The organism is Sulfitobacter sp. 1A12157 (genome assembly GCF_043557345.1).
Lineage (GTDB): Bacteria > Pseudomonadota > Alphaproteobacteria > Rhodobacterales > Rhodobacteraceae > Sulfitobacter.
The window spans coordinates 71,345-87,874 of the sequence record NZ_JBIFFV010000007.1 but is presented as its reverse complement, the minus strand read 5'-3'; the positions used below and the strand labels follow the sequence as shown (position 1 = coordinate 87,874).

The window sequence follows — 16,530 nt, the reverse complement described above, 5'->3', positions numbered from 1 at the left end:
TCAGCCGGTGCTTTGCAGCGCGCTTGGCTTGGCTTGCGGGCCGGCCTCTGGCCCGGCCCCGATGCCGAACTCGACATGAAAGGTCGAGCCGACGCCGACTTCGCTCTCGTAAAACAAATCCCCCGCCATCTGCCGCGCCAGTTGGCGGGAGATATGCAGGCCAAGGCCGGAGCCTTGGGTCGATTTCTGCCCGTCGTCGTCAAGCTGCCCGAAACGGCCAAAGACCTTTTCCTCCATCCCCTCGGGAATGCCGCGCCCATGATCGCAGATCGAGACCCGCACACGCCCGTTGTTGATGCTCAGCGTGCCCTCCACCGTGTCCCCCACATTCGAGAATTTCACCGCGTTCGAGATCAGGTTGTCGACCACCTGTCGGATGGCAAAGGCATCGCCCAAGACCACGGCGGGCTGGTCGATCTTGCCGATGTCCAGCCGCACGCCACGTTCATGGGCATACATGCGGTTTTCCTCGATGCTTTCGCGCAGCAGGGCAGGCAGGTCGACCGGCAGCCATTCGAGCGAGAGCGCCTCCACCTCAAGCTTTTGCACCAGCAGGATATTGTCGACCAACCGCGACAGGCGCACCCCGTTGCGATGGGCAATGTCCAGCGAGGAGCGTAGCGGGCCTTTGATCTCACCCAGCTTGCCGCTGAGAGCCAGAGCCAAGCCGCCTTTCAATGAGGTCAGCGGCGTGCGCAACTCGTGGCTGACGACCGAGATGAATTCATCCTTGGCACGGTTCGCCTCGTCCGCCTCTCTCAACGCCCGCTCTAGGGCCGTGGTGGTGGCGATCCGGTCGGTGACATCGACAAAAGTAACGCTCCAGCCGATGGCCGGGCCTGCGGGGGCGAGGGGGTTTTCGATGGGCTGGACGCGCGGCTCATAAAGCCGTTCGTTACAGGTGATATGGGCCGAGCCATTCTGCGCCACCTGCGCCTTGATCCCCGCTATCAGATCCTCTCCGAATGTCGGATCGGACAGAAGCCCGCTGCGCTTGGCCGCGGCGTTCGAGCGGATCGTGCGGCGTCGCGCGTCCAAAAGGATCAGCGGCTCGCTCATCGTGTCGAACAACGTCGATTGCCCGACCGAGGGCATGTCCATTGTCTTGTTCGTGACCAGCAGCCACGAAAAGGCGAAGATGCCCAAGGTGAACATAAAGGCCGTCGGATCGAGGCCGAGGACGGTAAAACCAAGCAGCGCATAGGCCGCGTTCGCGCCCAAGGGGATCAGCGTGATCACCATCAGCATCGTCAGCAGCGGCCAAGCGGCGCGTTTCGCGCGAAAGAACGCCCGGCCCAGCCAGATAAGAGTCGCCATCACGAAGCAATAGAGCGCGGCAAGGACAAGGAAATACCCCGGCCCGTGTTCAAAGGTGATCTGATCGTCGCCCGGCTGAATCGCGGTTTCGACGGTGTAGATCAGGTGGTGCCAATCGTTCGTCGCGGCAAGGCCGAAGGCCGCAAGCGGCACGGCGATCAGGGCCAGAAGGCTCACCCATCCGCGCGACCGGCTGGAGGGGCCGACATATTCGAAGATAAAGAAGGACCACGCCACCGGCACCAGCCCATGCCCCAGCCACGCAAGCTGCGCCTGTTGCATCTTGCAGGCGTATGCGGGCGATGCCGCTTCGGCCCCGATCATCATCAGGGTCCAGATCATCCCCAAGAAGGTTAGCGCATAGTAGATCTTGCCATGGAACTCTTGGAAGTTGAGCGTTCCAAAGGCGACAGCTGCGGCGATCGTGCTGACGGCGAGCACGGTCCAATAGACCGGGTCGAGCATCAGACCTTGAAAACACGTTAGCATGGCGAAAATACCTATGAACCAAATGAATGTGCGCAGACCAGCATCAAAATACGGCGCAAGTTTGGCGATGTAGTGACTTTAGATAGCCGGTAGATGCAACCCTAGGGCGCAAGGCCGCCCTGTAAGTACCGTCACTCCCGCGCTTTGGTTGCTGTGATTCCTCTCGGGGGATGGGGCGAAACAGCGCTTAGAACGGGCATCTTGACGCCTTCGGTTGCAGGGGCGGGGGGCGATTGACCGACAAACAGCCCGCCTGCGCTGTTTGCAAGGGGGGTGGAGTTTCATCAGATGAAATTACCGCCAAAAAGAACCCCCCCGAACACGGTTTCGACGCAATCCTTGCGCAACACTGGCCTCATTATCTTGAGGTTTAAAAATGCTGACTGTGGCTCATTCTATGCACTCGGACCACGATATGACGCTGGTCTTGCTTGCCGCGCTGTTGTGCGCGTTTGGCAGTTGGGTGATTGCAAATCTTTATCGGCACGCGCTCACCCAGTCGCCGCGACAGGCGCTGTTGTGGTATTTCCTGACCGCCGTGACTTCGGGCATTGCCATCTGGTGCACCCATTTCATTGCCATGCTGGCCTATCAGCCCGACGCGCCGGTCAGCTTTGATTTCGGGTTGACCTTCGTCTCGCTGTTGATCGCAATTATCGGGTCGACCTTGGGCATTTTGATCGCCGGGATGTACCGCAGGCGGATCACGAATGTGATCGGCGGGGTGATCCTGGGGCTGTCGATCTCGGCCATGCATTACACCGGGATGGTCGCCTATCGGATCGAAGGTATGATCCACTGGGACCGGAATTATCTCGTCGCTTCGGTCGTGCTGGCCATGGTGCTCTCCATCGTGGCTTTGTCCTTTGGTGGGCAGGGCGAAAAATACGCCCGGTCAAAAATGACGGCGAGCTTTGCTTTGGCGATCATCGGCCTTCATTTTACCGGCATGGCGGCTTTTCACGTGATGCCGACAACCTTGATCGGCGGTCATAGCAACCCGGATGAGTTCAGATTGCTGGCGATGGTCATCGCAGGAACGGCTGCAATGATCGTGACCGGCGGGCTGTTCACCTATTTCATCGAAAACCGCACCCGGATGGAGAATATCGACGAGCTGCGTCAAGCACGGGATGAAGCCCGCGATGCCAGTCGGGCGAAGTCCGAGTTCATGAGCGTTCTCAGCCATGAGTTGCGCACGCCGCTGACCATCATCAACGGCTACGCCAGTTTCCTGACCAACCTCAAAGGTCATACCATGGCCAAGCTGAAGCCGAACGAGGCGATCACAAAGGTGCATTTCGAAGAACTCGGCGACCAGACGGAGCGTTACGGCGGCCGCATCAAATCGGCAGGTGACCATCTATTGACCATCATCAACGAACTTCTCGACTATACGAGCATCGAGTTGAATTCCGTAAAGCTTACCAAAACCTCATTCGTGGCGGGCGATTTGCTGGCCGAATTGGCAGAGCAATTTCAGGGGCTGGCCAAGGAAAAGCAGGCGGTGCTTGAAATCGAATATGATGAATTCGACGTTTTCGCCGATCGGGGGCGCTGCAAGCAAATCTTGATCAACCTTTTGGGCAACGCGCTCAAGTTCTCGCGCGGAACTAGCATCGTGATCCGCGCCAAGCAGATGGGCGAAAGTTGTCGGCTGGAGGTCGAAGACAATGGCTGCGGGATGCCGGCAGAAGATCTGCAGCGGATCTTCCAAGCTTTCATTCAAGCCGAAACAGCCAGCAAAAGCGCCGATGGTGGCACCGGGCTGGGCCTTGCGATCTGCAAAAAGCTCGCCGTGGCGCATGAGGGGGACATCCGCGTGGAAAGCACCGTCGGGGTCGGCACGAAGTTCACCGTCGATCTGCCGGTCTGCGCCTCCGAAATCGAGGTGGGAAATACGCTTGTGGCGGCGTGATCGGGGGCATCTCGATCGGGGGAAATACATCATAGGGCTGCGAAAGCGCCGGTCCTAGGGCCGCGCGACCTATCCGCATCTAAACGCGGTGGCGATCAAGGTACCTGCCGCGGGGCAGATGTGGTGGAAAATGGCGCTCCCTGAAGGATTCGAACCCTCGGCCTGCCGATTAGAAGTCGGCTGCTCTATCCAGCTGAGCTAAGGGAGCACAGGGCCGCTTATAGGGGCAAGCCTTGCCTTGCATCAAGAGGAACCCGACGCAGGCCGGGTGGGTTGATCCGCCATTGGACATATATTCCAACGGAGGAAGCCATGTATCTGCGCAATATCCTACTCGGGGCCGCTTTGGCCACAACAGGCGCCGTCGCGGCGCAGGCCGAAAGCCATATGCAAACGTCGGCGACGGCTCAGGTCGCGGGCAATTCGAATGATATCTCGGGCAACGTCTCGCTCAACACGACCACTTCGGGCCGCACCTTGGTCAAGATCGACGTGACGGGCGTGCCCGCAGGCACCCACGGCGTGCATTTGCATCAGACTGGCGATTGTTCGGCAGAGGATTTTAAATCTGCCGGTGGCCATATCGCAGGGGACCGCAAGCACGGTGTGCTGGTCAAGGATGGGCCGCACCCCGGGGATATGCCCAATATGGTCGTGGGTGAAGATGGGGTGCTGGAGGCCGAAGTCTTTCTCGACCTGCTCGATATTGAGAGCATGATTAAAGACAATGACGGTGCGGCCTTCATCATCCACAGCGACGCGGATGATTACGAATCGCAGCCATCGGGTGACGCGGGTTCGCGTATTGCCTGCGGCGTGTTTGAGGCGTCGTGATCTAAAGTGAGTATTTGGCGCTTCCGTCTTGATTCGATTATCGCGGCGGGGGCGTCGTTTCGGTTCGAGAACAGGGGCGCAATGTTGGCTCAAGTAAAACGAGCATCGCTTGCGGGGCATGTCGATAGGTGAAGACCGGAAATGGTGCTGCTGGAGAGACCAGCAGGAGTGCTAGACGTGACATATCCGGCGATAAGGGAGGTAAATGGTGCTGCTGGAGAGAATTGAACTCTCGCACTCAGACTGACGCTTAGCGTCGGGCGTAAGTCGAGAGACAAGCACGAGTGCTAGACGTGACATATCCGGCATTGAGGGGGGTTAATGGTGCTGCTGGAGAGAATTGAACTCTCGACCTCTCCCTTACCAAGGGAGTGCTCTACCTCTGAGCTACAGCAGCGCCGTGGGCGGGTGATTAGCCGCAATCGAAAGGGGGCGCAACCCCTGATCTGGACCCTTCTTGCCCCCTGCGCTAGATAGGCGGCATGGCAAAGCAAAACGCCCTGGAAAAGAACGCGAAAACACCCTCTGCACGGGAGGCGCGGCTGAAGGCTGCGCTCAAGGCAAATATGGCCCGGCGCAAGGCGCAGGCCCGCGCGCGGGCCGAGGATGTGGCGCAGGATACAGGCAATGGCCCCGAGGGGCCGGAAAAGGACAGCTGAACGATGGATTCCATTCTGGTCAGGGGCGGCGGTGCGCTCAACGGGCAAATTCCCATCGCGGGCGCGAAAAACGCCTGTCTGGCGCTGATGCCCGCCACGTTGCTGAGCGAAGAGCCGCTGACGCTGACCAATGCGCCGCGTCTGAGCGACATTCGCACGATGACGCAGCTTTTGCAGTCTCTCGGGGCCGAGGTCGCCGCGATGCAGGACGGCAAGGTCATCACCATGGCAAGCCATGGGAAGATCAATACCCGCGCTGAATATGACATCGTGCGCAAGATGCGCGCGTCGAATCTGGTCTTGGGGCCGCTTTTGGCGCGCGAGGGCCATGCCGAAGTCTCGCTTCCCGGCGGCTGCGCGATTGGGGCGCGTCCGATGGACATTCACACCGACGGTTTGGCCAAGATGGGCGCAGAGATCGACCTGCGGGACGGCTATCTTTATGCCAAGGCTGCGGGCGGCAAGCTGAAGGGGGCGGTGATCGACTTCCCCTTCGCCTCTGTCGGCGCGACCGAGAATATCTTGATGGCCGCGACCCTTGCCAAGGGCACCACTGTCATCAACAACGCCGCGCGCGAGCCCGAGATCGTCGATCTGGCGGACTGCCTGCGCGCGATGGGCGCGCAAATCGAGGGCGATGGCACCTCCAGCATCACCATTCAGGGCGTCGACAGCCTGCATGGCGCCACCCATAAGGTCGTGACCGACCGGATCGAGCTTGGCACCTATATGCTGGCCCCGGCCTTCTGCGGCGGTGAGGTCGAGCTTCTGGGCGGGCGAATCGACCTGCTGGAGGCGTTTTGCGAAAAGCTCGACGCGGCGGGCATCGAGGTGACCGAGACCGAGGCGGGCCTCAAGGTAGCGCGGCGCAACGGGCGGATTTCGGCGGTGGATGTCACGACCGAGCCTTTCCCCGGTTTCCCGACCGATCTTCAGGCGCAGATGATGGCGCTGCTCTGCACCGCCGAAGGCACCTCGGTCCTGGAAGAGAGGATTTTCGAGAATCGTTTCATGCACGCGCCAGAGCTGATTCGCATGGGCGCGCGGATTGACGTGCAGGGTGGCACGGCCAAGGTCACCGGGGTCGAAAAGCTCAAAGGGGCGCCGGTTATGGCGACCGATCTGCGAGCGTCGATTTCGCTCATTCTCGCCGGGTTGGCCGCCACTGGGGAGACCACGGTCAGCCGGGTCTATCACCTCGATCGCGGTTATGAGCATGTGGTGGCCAAACTGCGCGGCATCGGGGCGGATATCGAAAGGATCAGTGACAAATGACCGAAGATGCACGTTTCGAAGATGGCCGCGAAGCGCCGCTGAATCTCGGCGCATTGGATGCCGAGGATCTGACGGTGATCGCCTCGCTGACCCAAGACGCGGTCTTTCCCGCCTCCGAAATGCGCTGGCACCGCGCGGGCGCGCGTTTTGCGCTGCTGCTGAACCGCTTGCGGCATGAGGATACGGGGGCGGCGCGTCACGCGCCCGAGCGGGTGCAATCGGTGCTGATGTTCAACAACGTGCAACGTGTCGCCAGCCAAGGCGTGCCCCAGGGCGATGCCGATACGATCCTGTCGCTGCTCGACATCGCGTTTGAAGAGGGCGACGCGCCCTCGGGCCATGTGACGCTGACCTTGGCCGGAGACGGCGCGATCCGGCTGGAGGTCGAAGCGCTTGAGGTGACGCTCAAGGATGTGACCCGCCCCTATCTCGCCCCGTCTAAGAAAAAGCCCGTTCACCCTGAGTGACATCCCGTCACGGTGGCAAGGATCGCAAGATGCCGGAACTGAAACAGAACAGATTTACCCGGGGGCGCGTGGTGGCCCTGACAACCGAGGCGACTGGCTGGGCCCTTTTGCTGCTTGGTCTGGCGCTGGCGGTACGGCATCTGTTGGGCACGGTCACCTTGCCGGGGCTTTTGGCCCCTGCCGCGGCGATTGCGGGCGGGCTGTTTGCCATTCTTGCAGCGCATGTGGCGCGCGCCGTGTTCGACAACGCCCAAGACACCCGCGCGATGCGTTTGGCGCAGCGCTCGGCCCCCAGTGCCGCTGTCAAAACATCGGGCCTGCGGGCCGAGCCCAGCCTGCGCCGCCCATCTGCGCCTTGATACCATTGGGCCAGCCCTGCGCGGCGGCCTCCCTTACGAAAGCTTAAACCCATGCCTGTCACGCTCGATGCCTCCGCAGCCGATTTCGAAGCGGCCTTTGACAAACTGTTGAACGCCAAGCGCGAAGACAGTCCCGATGTCGATGCCGTGGTGGCCGAGATCATCGCCGATGTGCGCGCCCGTGGCGATGCCGCCGTGATCGACCTGTCGCAGAAATTCGACCGCGTGACCCTGACCGCCGAGACCCTGCGCATCAGCGCGGAAGAGGTCGAGGCCGCCGCGGCCGAAGTCTCCCCGGAAGACCGCAAGGCGCTGGAACTCGCCGCCGACCGCATCCGCGCCTATCACGCCCGGCAATTGCCCGAGGATGCGGAGTGGACCGACCCCGATGGCGCGACCTTGGGCTGGCGCTGGACGCCTGTCTCCGCCGCGGGCCTCTATGTGCCCGGCGGGCTGGCAAGCTACCCGTCCTCGGTGCTGATGAACGCGGTTCCGGCCAAGGTGGCGGGGGTGGCGCGCCTTGCCATGGTCGTGCCGACGCCCGATGGCGTGCTGAACCCGCTTGTACTGCTGGCCGCCCGCATCGCCGGGGTGGATGAGATTTACCGCATCGGCGGCGCGCAGGCCGTGGCGGCGCTGGCTTACGGCACCGAAACGATCCCCCCGGTGGACAAGATCACCGGCCCCGGCAACGCTTTCGTCGCCGCCGCCAAACGCCGCGTTTTCGGCAAGGTCGGCATCGACATGATCGCGGGGCCATCCGAGATCCTCGTCATCGCCGATGGAGAGAATGATCCCGATTTCATCGCCCTTGATCTGCTCAGCCAAGCCGAACATGACGAGAGCGCGCAGAGCATCCTGATCACCACCGACCCTGCCTTTGCCCGCGCGGTACAAGAGGCGGTTGAGAAACGTCTGCTCACCCTCGAACGCCGCGCCATCGCGGGCGCAAGCTGGCGCGACAATGGGGCCATCATCACCGTGCCGGACCTCGACGCCGCCGCGGCTCTCAGCAACCGCATCGCGCCGGAGCACCTTGAGCTTTGCGTGGCGGACCCGAAGGCGCTGTCGGACAAGATCACCCATGCGGGCGCGATCTTCCTTGGCCAGTGGACGCCCGAGGCGATTGGCGATTACGTCGGCGGGCCGAACCACGTGCTGCCCACGGCGCGCTCGGCGCGTTTCTCCTCTGGCCTGTCGGTGCTGGATTTCATGAAGCGGACGACGCTGGCGCAGATGTCGCCCGAGGCGCTCAAGGCCATCGGTCCCGCGGCAGAGCGGCTGGCCCAATCCGAAAGCCTTGAGGCGCATGGCCTGTCGGTCACCGCGCGTCTGCGCAAACTCAACGACTAGGGCAGGGGGGGGCAAAGACAGCCCCCGCCTGCGCGCTCTCGGCTCTGCCGATCCTTCTGACGTATCGTCAGATGCGTTGACGGGGCGCAATCGCGGGCGCGCATGCTCTCGCGCATTGCCCCCTCCCCACCGCTGCGCTATCCACGAAAGGGTATCGCCAGCAAAAAGGATGCGCCGATGACCCGCATCACCCATATCGCGCTTGATGACGCGAACATGCCGCCCCCCACGCCCGAGATTGATCAGGAGCGTAAGGTGGCCATGTTCGACCTGCTGGAAGAGAACAGCTTTGTCCTGCCCGAACGCGAAAAGGGGCCGGTGCCCGAAGGGCCTTATCATCTGTCCCTGTCTATCCGCGACAAGCGGCTGGTCTTTGATGTGCAGACCGAAGTGGCTGAAAAGGCGGCGGAATTTCACCTCTCTCTCGGGCCGTTCCGACAGGTGGTGAAGGATTACTTCCAGATTTGCGAAAGCTATTTCGAAGCGGTCAAGAAACTGCCCCCCAGCCAGATCGAGACGATCGACATGGCCCGGCGCGGCATCCACAACGAAGGCTCCCGCGTGCTGCAGGAGCGGCTCTCGGGCAAGGCTGAGATCGACACCGACACCGCGCGGCGGCTATTCACCCTGATCTGCGTTCTGCATTTCGGCGGATAAATGACGCAGGTGCTGCCTCAATCTGTTCTTTTCTGCTGCGATCACAACGCCGTCCGCTCCCCCATGGCCGAGGGGTTGATGAAAAAGTTCTACGGCACCGGCACCTATGTCCAATCCGTCGGCGTCAAGAACGATATGGAGATCGACGGCTTCTCTATCGCCGTATGCAAAGAGTTGGATGTGGAGCTCGACCGCCACCGCAGCCGCAGTTTCGACGAGATGGAGGAATGGGGCGACGATCTGGGGTCATTCGACCTTGTGATCGCGCTCAGCCCCGCCAGCCAGCGCCGGGCGTTGGAACTGACGCGGTTCTATCACCTTGACGTGGAATATTGGCCGATCCTCGATCCCACCGGGCTGGGCGAGGGGCGCGAGGCCAAGCTCACGCAGTTTCGCGCCGCCCGCGATCAGATCGTCGGACGGCTGATTGACCGTTTTGGCCAGCCGCTCAGCCAAGACTGAGCGATCAGGTGTTGGAGCAGGCCGCTGCGGCGCTTTGGCCAAAGGCTTTCCACGTGCTCCAGAAAGCGTTGTCGCTTTTGTTGTCGGATTGGCGCATTTCTTGCAAACGATGCGGGTCACGGAAAATCTTGGCGCCTTGGCGCTGGTCCGAGCGCGACAGCGTCTGATCCGCCACCGCCTGCACGCAGCCGCAGCGCGCATGGCTGGAGCCGCGGCGCCCATCGGCCAGACAGGCCTTTTGGATCGGCCCCGTGGCGAAAAGAACCGGTGTGGGGGAGAAACGTCCTACGGCGGCATCGCTGGAATAACGTGTGCCGCCACAGCCCGCCAAAATGGCGAGCGCCATCAAACTTGCAACTGTCCGCATTGATTTGCCCTATTGTTCTGGACCATGGGGTTTTCCCCTTGTCGGCCCGGTCTGCTCTGCCCGTCATTATGCCGCAAAAGCGGGCTTCGCGCAATTCTCCATTGGGGGGCTGCGCCCTTCGGCCCGCGATAAAGCGCCGTGACGTGCGGGCAGGGGCATGAGCGCGTTCATGGCCAATTGACGCAGGCGCGGCTCTGCGCCATATCCCCTTGCATGACACCGCTTGAAAACATCCGCAACTTCTCCATCGTGGCGCATATCGACCACGGCAAATCCACGCTGGCCGACCGGTTGATCCAACTCACCGGCACGGTCGCCGAACGCGACATGCAAAGCCAGCTTCTGGACAACATGGATATCGAGCGGGAGCGGGGCATCACCATCAAGGCCAACACCGTCCGCATCGAATACCCCGCCAAGGACGGCAAGACCTATGTGCTGAACCTGATCGACACGCCCGGACATGTCGACTTCGCCTATGAGGTTGCGCGCTCCATGCAGGCGGTCGAGGGCTCGCTTCTGGTCGTTGACGCCACCCAGGGGGTCGAGGCGCAGACGCTGGCCAATGTCTATACCGCCATCGACGCGGATCATGAGATCGTGCCGGTGCTGAACAAGGTCGACCTGCCGGCCTCTGACCCCGACCGCGTGCGCGAACAGATCGAGGATGTGATCGGCATCGACGCCTCCGAGGCCTGCCTGATCTCGGCCAAGACCGGCGTCGGCATCCCCGACGTGCTGGAGGCCATCGTCAACAGGCTGCCCTCCCCTGCGGGCGGCGACCCCGACGCACCGCTGAAAGCGATGCTGGTGGACAGTAAATACGATCAATACCTCGGCGTGATCTGTATCGTGCGCATTGTGGAGGGCACTCTGAAAAAGGGCGACCGCATCCGCATGATGAAGACCGGCGGCACCTATGACGTGGACGACGTGGGCGTCTACCGGCCCAAGATGGTCGGCGTCGACAGCCTCGGCCCCGGCGAGATCGGCTATCTGAATGCCTCGATCAAACAGGTCCGCGATACCCGCGTCGGCGACACGATCACCCACGAGAAGCGCAAATGCGAAACCGCGCTGCCGGGCTTCAAACCCTCGGTGCCGGTGGTCTTCTGTGGCCTCTTCCCGGTCGACGCCAATGATTTCGAGGATATGCGCGACGCGATTGAAAAGCTCGCCCTGAACGATGCCTCCTTCACCTATGAGATGGAAACCTCCGCCGCCCTTGGCTTCGGCTTCCGCTGCGGCTTCCTTGGCCTTTTGCACCTCGAGGTGATCCGCGACCGGCTCGAGCGCGAGTATGACATCGACCTCATCACCACCGCGCCTTCGGTGATCTACCACGTCCACATGAAGGACGGGGAGATGCAGGAGCTGCACAACCCCGCCGACATGCCCGACATGACGCTGGTGGACCATATGGAGGAGCCGCGGATCAAGGCCACGATCCTCGTGCCCGACGACTACCTCGGCGACGTGCTGAAACTCTGCCAAGACCGCCGCGGCATTCAGGAAGACCTGACCTACGCCGGCTCGCGCGCCATGGTGGTCTATGACCTGCCGCTCAATGAGGTGGTGTTTGACTTCTACGACCGGCTGAAGTCGGTCACCAAGGGCTACGCCAGCTTCGATTACCAGATGATCGGCTACCGTCAGGACAATCTGGTGAAGATGCAGATCCTCGTGAACGACGAGCCGGTAGATGCGCTCTCCACGATGGTCCACCGCGACCGCGCCGAAATGCGCGGCCGGGCGATGGTGGAAAAGCTCAAAGACCTGATCCCGCGCCACATGTTCAAGATCCCGATCCAGGCGGCCATCGGCGGCAAAGTGATCGCGCGCGAGACGCTCTCGGCGATGCGCAAGGACGTGACGGCGAAGTGTTACGGCGGCGACGCCACGCGGAAGAAGAAGCTGCTGGAGAAGCAGAAGGCCGGCAAGAAGAAGATGCGCCAGTTCGGGAAAGTGGATATCCCGCAGGAGGCGTTTATTTCGGCGCTAAAAATGGACAGCTAAAAGCTGACCATTTTTAGTGCGCGCGGGAGGCAGCGTATTGCGAAGCAATGCGCGTTCCCGCCAGGGTGTGTTTCACGGTGAACGCCGGTCCCAGGTCCAAAGCCCCGGCATACGCTCCGGGGAAAGTGTAAGGCGTGGACAAGCAAGGCCCCCAGCAGACGGGGGATTAGGCAGTTAATCCTCAAAAACACCCCGCTTGTCTTACAAACGAGGTGCTGAAAGGTGAATTCGGGCGCTTGCCCTTTAGCCGCTTTGGCGGGTGTCGATCTTAAGCCACTTTGACAGTCGGTTTATCACAGCTGTCAAGCTCCTCGGAGGGCGCATCTTCAGAGCCAACTTCGATCATCCAGTCGTTTAATCCTTCAGAACACCAATCGGCATCCGGAATCTGATCGATCAGAGTTTTACTTGCAGGAACGGCCTCAATGCGAGCGATAGCAGCCAGAATGCTTGCCTTGGCGTCAGAAGACTCCACGAGCGCATTTGTTGCAACTTCGTCTGTCATGTCAGTTCCTTTCCAAAATAGTTACCACCATGCGCGACTTGCGGATGGTGGTACCTTGCGTACCCGTATCTTTCGTACTTACCCGAGTCAACGGGATCCTTTATTAGAACGCGCTCGCACCCAAGAAGTTTCCCATACTCTTCGGCACAAGTCAAAATCGGCCAAAGTGCTCTACCGGAAAGATAGTTATGGCCATAAAATCTTTCAATCCACTTAACAGTTAGGTGAGTGCGGGCATTTGATGGGTTCCCCACTGCGAGCGCGACCAGCACCTGGCGACCATCTACTTCCTGCCAGATTGCCAGGTCAAAATGGTCTTTTTGTGGCAAATAACGATACGCGAGTTTTTCCCAAGGTTCTTCAAAACCTCTATGGGTGTCGGGCCCGTAGAACTTGGGCCACTCCTCTTTAGCAAATTTCAATGCATTCCCCTTCTCTGTGCCAAGAATAGAGCAAAGGGTTGTTTTATCCCAATATTTAATCCCGCCAGTTATCAAAAGGCGCTTGTTGATGGCGTTCATCGTGCGACGTCTAGCTTCGTCCTGGAGGACGTAGAAATATGTAAAATCACTCATGTATCTAAAGAACCTAGTGCATCTAACCGATCACTTTGAAAGCTATCTTAAGTTGAATAGGGCGAGTTCGTGTAACCATTGCGCGTAAGTGTAGTGGTTGCAAGAAGTTCGCATCGTTAGAGCGCTTTTTGGTACAACCCCTTATGGCTTCCGGTCACATGTATATTACAAAGTACCTTGCGTTCGGGTTTCAGCTTTCGCTCAAAACCATGACTTTCAAACATCCCATAACCGCCACAGGACCACCACCCATGACCACCCCCTGCATCCTCTGCGTCGCCATCACCGGCTCCGTTCCCACCAAAGCCGCCAACCCTGCAGTGCCGATCTCGATTGCCGAGCAAGTCGAGTCGACCCACGCGGCCTTCGAGGCCGGGGCCTCGATCTGCCACGCCCATGTGCGCAACGATGACGAGACCCCGTCCTCGGACCCCGAGAAATTCGCGCGGCTGATGGAGGGCGTGCAAAAGCACTGCCCCGGCATGATCATCCAGTTCTCCACCGGCGGGCGCTCGGGCGCGGGGCGGGAGCGGGGCGGGATGCTTTCGCTGCGGCCCGACATGGCCTCGCTCTCGGTCGGGTCCAACAACTTCCCCACGCGCGTCTACGAGAATCCGCCGGAATTGGTGGATTGGCTGGCCTCGGAGATGAAAACCCACGCGGTCAAGCCCGAGATCGAAGCCTTTGACCTCAGCCACATCCACAAGGCCGCCGAGATGAACCGCGACGGGCGCATTCCGGGCCAACTCTATGTGCAATTCGTCATGGGCGTGAAAAACGCCATGCCGGTGGACCGTGAGACCTTTGATTTCTATATCCAGACGCTCAACCGCCTTGCGCCCGATGCGCAGTGGTGTGCCGCCGGGATCGGGCCGAACCAGATCGTGCTGAACGAATGGGCCATCGCCGCGGGCGGGCACACCCGGGCGGGGCTTGAGGACAACGTGCGGCTGGACCGCGAGACGCTGGCGCCGTCGAACGCGGCGTTGATCCAGCGCGCGGCTGATTTATGTGCAAAATACGACCGCCCCGTCGCCACGGCTGCACAAGCGCGTGAGATTCTGGGTCTGCGCCCGGCATAGGCTTGCCGCCAGACGGGTGCCGCGTTGAAATGCGGGGCGGGGCCGCTATGTCCCGTTCCAGCAACCAACAGGAGCCTGAAATGTCCCAGACCCGCCGCCATTTCCTTGCCACCTCCGCCGCCGCCGCTGGCATCGTCACCCTGCTGCCCTTTGCCGCCCGTGCCGCCACGCAAAGCGGTGACAGGTTCGACACCAACGCAGGCCCGATCACGGTGCATCCCGTCGACCATGCCTCCATCGTGTTGGAGACGCCCGCGGGCGTGATCTATGTCGATCCGGTTGGCGAGCCCGCGCAATACAGCGATTTTCCGGCGGCGGATCTGATCCTCATCACCCATGAGCACGGCGATCACTATAATGCCGATACGCTGGCAGCACTGGCGGGCGATGAGGTGCAGATCATCACCAACCCCGCCGTGTTCGACATGCTGCCAGACGCGCTTGCGGCCAAGGCCAGCAAGATTGCCAATGGGGAGAATACCGAGTTCAACGGTGTGCCGATCGACGCGATCCCGGCCTATAACACCACCGAAGAGCGCAAGAAGTTCCACCCCGAGGGGCGCGACAACGGGTATATCCTCGGCTTCGACGGCTTCCGGGTCTATATTTCGGGCGATACCGAAGACACGCCCGAGATGCGCGGGCTGACCGATATTTCGCTGGCCTTCGTTTGCATGAACCTGCCCTTCACCATGGATTCCAACGCCGCCGCCTCGGCGGTGGCCGAGTTCAAGCCCGCCTACGTCTACCCCTATCACTTCCGGGGCAAAGACGGCGGCACCCAAGACCCACAGGAGTTCGCCAAACGCGTTGGCACCGATGTCGAGGTGAAATTCGGCGACTGGTATTAACCTAAGTGGCCACGCCCGAAGGGGCGTGGCCGCCTCTGATACAGGCCGTCCGATCGAAACCGCCGATTCCGGGATGCGGAGGGGCTGTTCCACGCCTGCGCCCCTCCTCGGGAAATTTTCCCTTAACAAATTCAATAACCTAACTGCTCTCCCTGCCGAAGTCCGAAGTTTCGCTTGATCGCCTTCGGTCCGCGGACTAGCGTGACCTGCGACAAATGCGAAACAACGCTTCGCATTGTGAAACAAGTCTCTGGGAGGAGCCGACATGACAATTTTCAAACACCTGAGCTGCGCTGCAGCTCTGGCGCTGGCTGGTGGCGCGGTAAGCGCTGAGACCGTGCTGATTCACGGGGAAGCCGGGCCGAACCGCGGTGCGCGCGCGCAGGCGTTGCAGTGGTTCGCCGATCAGGTTGCCGAACGGTCCGATGGCGATATGCGCCTCGACATCCAGTGGGGCGGGGCGCTGTTCAAAGCCAATGCCGCCGTGCAATCGCTGGCAGACGGCGTAGCCGACACCGGCTCGGTCATCGCGGTCTACTACCCGCAAGAGATGGCGGGCTACGGTATTGCCGACCTGCCGGTGAACAACCCCGACGCCTGGGTCGGCATGCGCGCCACCGATGAGCTGATGCGCAGCAATGAAGCCATTCAGGAAGACCTCGCCGAAAAGAACCTCGTCTACATCGGCACTTGGACGACCTCTCAGGTGAACATCGGCTGCAAGGGCGGCGCGATCAAATCGGTTGAAGACATCGCCGGCAAGAAGGTTCGCGGCGTGGGCGCCTATGGCAAGGTCTTTGGCGAGCAGGGCGCGAATATGGTCAACATGTCGATCTACGACGCCTATCAGGGTCTCGACACCGGCCTGATCGACTGTTCGCAGGGCTACAGCTATGCCGTCGCGGCGCTGAAACAGGCCGAGGTGATGGACAGCTACACGATCCTCGATTGGGGTCAGGTCGGCGGTCTTGGCATCTTCATGAACAAGGACATGCACGACAGCCTGACCGAAGAGCAGCAGGCCACGCTGGCCGAGGTTGGCGCGGACATGGCCGATGAGTTTGGCCGCCTGATCACCGCCGCCAACGATAAGGCCATCGCTTCCATGAAAGAGCAGGGCGTCGAGGTCATCACCCTGCCCGAAGAGGACCGCGCGCAGCTGGTGAAAGCCGGTGAGAAGTTCCTTAACGAATGGGTTGAGACCGCAAACTCCACCGGCCTGCCCGGTGAGGAACTGCTCGAAGAGTATAAGGCGCTGATCGTCAAATACACCGAAGAGCGTGACGCCAATGGCTACCCTTGGGACGCCGCCGGTAACTGATCGCTGACACTGGGGAGGGGCAG

17 protein-coding genes and 2 tRNA genes are annotated in these 16,530 nt (G+C 61.0%); 13 read left to right on the top strand and 6 right to left on the bottom strand.

Annotation, left to right across the window (positions count from 1 at the left end; genetic code table 11):
* Complete coding sequence (locus tag ACGYLC_RS12975) at nt 1–1,806, bottom strand: histidine kinase N-terminal 7TM domain-containing protein (RefSeq protein WP_394423259.1); 1,806 nt, start codon at nt 1,804–1,806, stop codon at nt 1–3.
* Nucleotides 1,807–2,221: 415 nt separating this feature from the next.
* Between ACGYLC_RS12975 and ACGYLC_RS12970 the strand changes: the two genes are divergently transcribed.
* Nucleotides 2,222–3,724: an MHYT domain-containing protein gene (locus ACGYLC_RS12970; RefSeq protein ID WP_394423258.1), complete on the top strand. Its 1,503-nt coding sequence runs from the start codon at nt 2,222–2,224 to the stop codon at nt 3,722–3,724.
* 131 nt (nt 3,725–3,855) lie between these two features.
* Here ACGYLC_RS12970 and ACGYLC_RS12965 read toward each other — a convergent pair.
* Nucleotides 3,856–3,932: transfer RNA gene (locus ACGYLC_RS12965), tRNA-Arg, on the bottom strand.
* A 104-nt stretch (nt 3,933–4,036) separates the two neighbouring features.
* On the opposite strand from ACGYLC_RS12965, the gene ACGYLC_RS12960 reads away from it, so the two are divergent.
* Entirely contained in the window at nt 4,037–4,558 is a 522-nt protein-coding gene (locus tag ACGYLC_RS12960; protein ID WP_394423257.1) for a superoxide dismutase family protein, read from the top strand.
* Nucleotides 4,559–4,880: 322 nt separating this feature from the next.
* Here ACGYLC_RS12960 and ACGYLC_RS12955 read toward each other — a convergent pair.
* Nucleotides 4,881–4,955 (bottom strand) — tRNA-Thr (locus ACGYLC_RS12955).
* A gap of 85 nt (nt 4,956–5,040) precedes the next feature.
* On the opposite strand from ACGYLC_RS12955, the gene ACGYLC_RS12950 reads away from it, so the two are divergent.
* From ACGYLC_RS12950 to ACGYLC_RS12920, 7 genes are all read left to right on the top strand, one after another.
* Entirely contained in the window at nt 5,041–5,217 is a 177-nt protein-coding gene (locus tag ACGYLC_RS12950; RefSeq protein ID WP_394423256.1) for a hypothetical protein, read from the top strand.
* Between the two features lie 3 nt (nt 5,218–5,220).
* Nucleotides 5,221–6,492, top strand: coding sequence for a UDP-N-acetylglucosamine 1-carboxyvinyltransferase (gene murA / locus ACGYLC_RS12945; protein ID WP_394423255.1), 1,272 nt, complete (start codon nt 5,221–5,223; stop codon nt 6,490–6,492).
* Nucleotides 6,489–6,959 (top strand): DUF2948 family protein, encoded by a 471-nt coding sequence (locus ACGYLC_RS12940; protein ID WP_394399502.1) that lies wholly within the window; start codon nt 6,489–6,491, stop codon nt 6,957–6,959. Before murA ends, ACGYLC_RS12940 begins: the two co-directional genes overlap by 4 nt.
* A gap of 29 nt (nt 6,960–6,988) precedes the next feature.
* Entirely contained in the window at nt 6,989–7,318 is a 330-nt protein-coding gene (locus ACGYLC_RS12935; RefSeq protein WP_394423254.1) for a hypothetical protein, read from the top strand.
* A 51-nt stretch (nt 7,319–7,369) separates the two neighbouring features.
* Complete coding sequence (hisD, locus tag ACGYLC_RS12930; RefSeq protein ID WP_394423253.1) at nt 7,370–8,671, top strand: histidinol dehydrogenase; 1,302 nt, start codon at nt 7,370–7,372, stop codon at nt 8,669–8,671.
* Between the two features lie 102 nt (nt 8,672–8,773).
* Entirely contained in the window at nt 8,774–9,328 is a 555-nt protein-coding gene (locus tag ACGYLC_RS12925; protein WP_394423252.1) for a UPF0262 family protein, read from the top strand.
* Complete coding sequence (locus ACGYLC_RS12920; protein WP_394423251.1) at nt 9,329–9,790, top strand: low molecular weight phosphatase family protein; 462 nt, start codon at nt 9,329–9,331, stop codon at nt 9,788–9,790.
* Nucleotides 9,791–9,794: 4 nt separating this feature from the next.
* Here ACGYLC_RS12920 and ACGYLC_RS12915 read toward each other — a convergent pair whose 3' ends face one another.
* Nucleotides 9,795–10,157, bottom strand: coding sequence for a hypothetical protein (locus ACGYLC_RS12915; RefSeq protein WP_271689040.1), 363 nt, complete (start codon nt 10,155–10,157; stop codon nt 9,795–9,797).
* Nucleotides 10,158–10,370: 213 nt separating this feature from the next.
* On the opposite strand from ACGYLC_RS12915, the gene lepA reads away from it, so the two are divergent.
* The gene (lepA, locus tag ACGYLC_RS12910) at nt 10,371–12,173 is read left to right on the top strand and encodes a translation elongation factor 4 (RefSeq protein WP_394423250.1); all 1,803 of its coding nucleotides are present in this window, start codon (nt 10,371–10,373) and stop codon (nt 12,171–12,173) included.
* 268 nt (nt 12,174–12,441) lie between these two features.
* Here lepA and ACGYLC_RS12905 read toward each other — a convergent pair whose 3' ends face one another.
* Nucleotides 12,442–12,678 carry a hypothetical protein gene (locus ACGYLC_RS12905; protein WP_394423249.1) on the bottom strand — a complete coding sequence of 79 codons (237 nt, stop codon included), beginning with the start codon at nt 12,676–12,678 and terminating at the stop codon, nt 12,442–12,444.
* A complete protein-coding gene (locus tag ACGYLC_RS12900) occupies nt 12,675–13,253 on the bottom strand; it encodes a hypothetical protein (RefSeq protein ID WP_394423248.1) in 579 nt (192 codons plus the stop codon). The genes ACGYLC_RS12905 and ACGYLC_RS12900 overlap by 4 nt, the downstream gene beginning before the upstream one ends.
* Before the next feature lie 251 nt (nt 13,254–13,504).
* On the opposite strand from ACGYLC_RS12900, the gene ACGYLC_RS12895 reads away from it, so the two are divergent.
* The 3 genes from ACGYLC_RS12895 to ACGYLC_RS12885 all read left to right on the top strand — a co-directional run bounded on the left by ACGYLC_RS12895 (nt 13,505) and on the right by ACGYLC_RS12885 (nt 16,507).
* Complete coding sequence (locus ACGYLC_RS12895; protein ID WP_394423247.1) at nt 13,505–14,335, top strand: 3-keto-5-aminohexanoate cleavage protein; 831 nt, start codon at nt 13,505–13,507, stop codon at nt 14,333–14,335.
* 80 nt (nt 14,336–14,415) lie between these two features.
* A complete protein-coding gene (locus ACGYLC_RS12890; RefSeq protein WP_394423246.1) occupies nt 14,416–15,186 on the top strand; it encodes an MBL fold metallo-hydrolase in 771 nt (256 codons plus the stop codon).
* A 265-nt stretch (nt 15,187–15,451) separates the two neighbouring features.
* Nucleotides 15,452–16,507 carry a C4-dicarboxylate TRAP transporter substrate-binding protein gene (locus ACGYLC_RS12885; protein ID WP_394423245.1) on the top strand — a complete coding sequence of 352 codons (1,056 nt, stop codon included), beginning with the start codon at nt 15,452–15,454 and terminating at the stop codon, nt 16,505–16,507.
* Nucleotides 16,508–16,530: the final 23 nt, after the last annotated feature.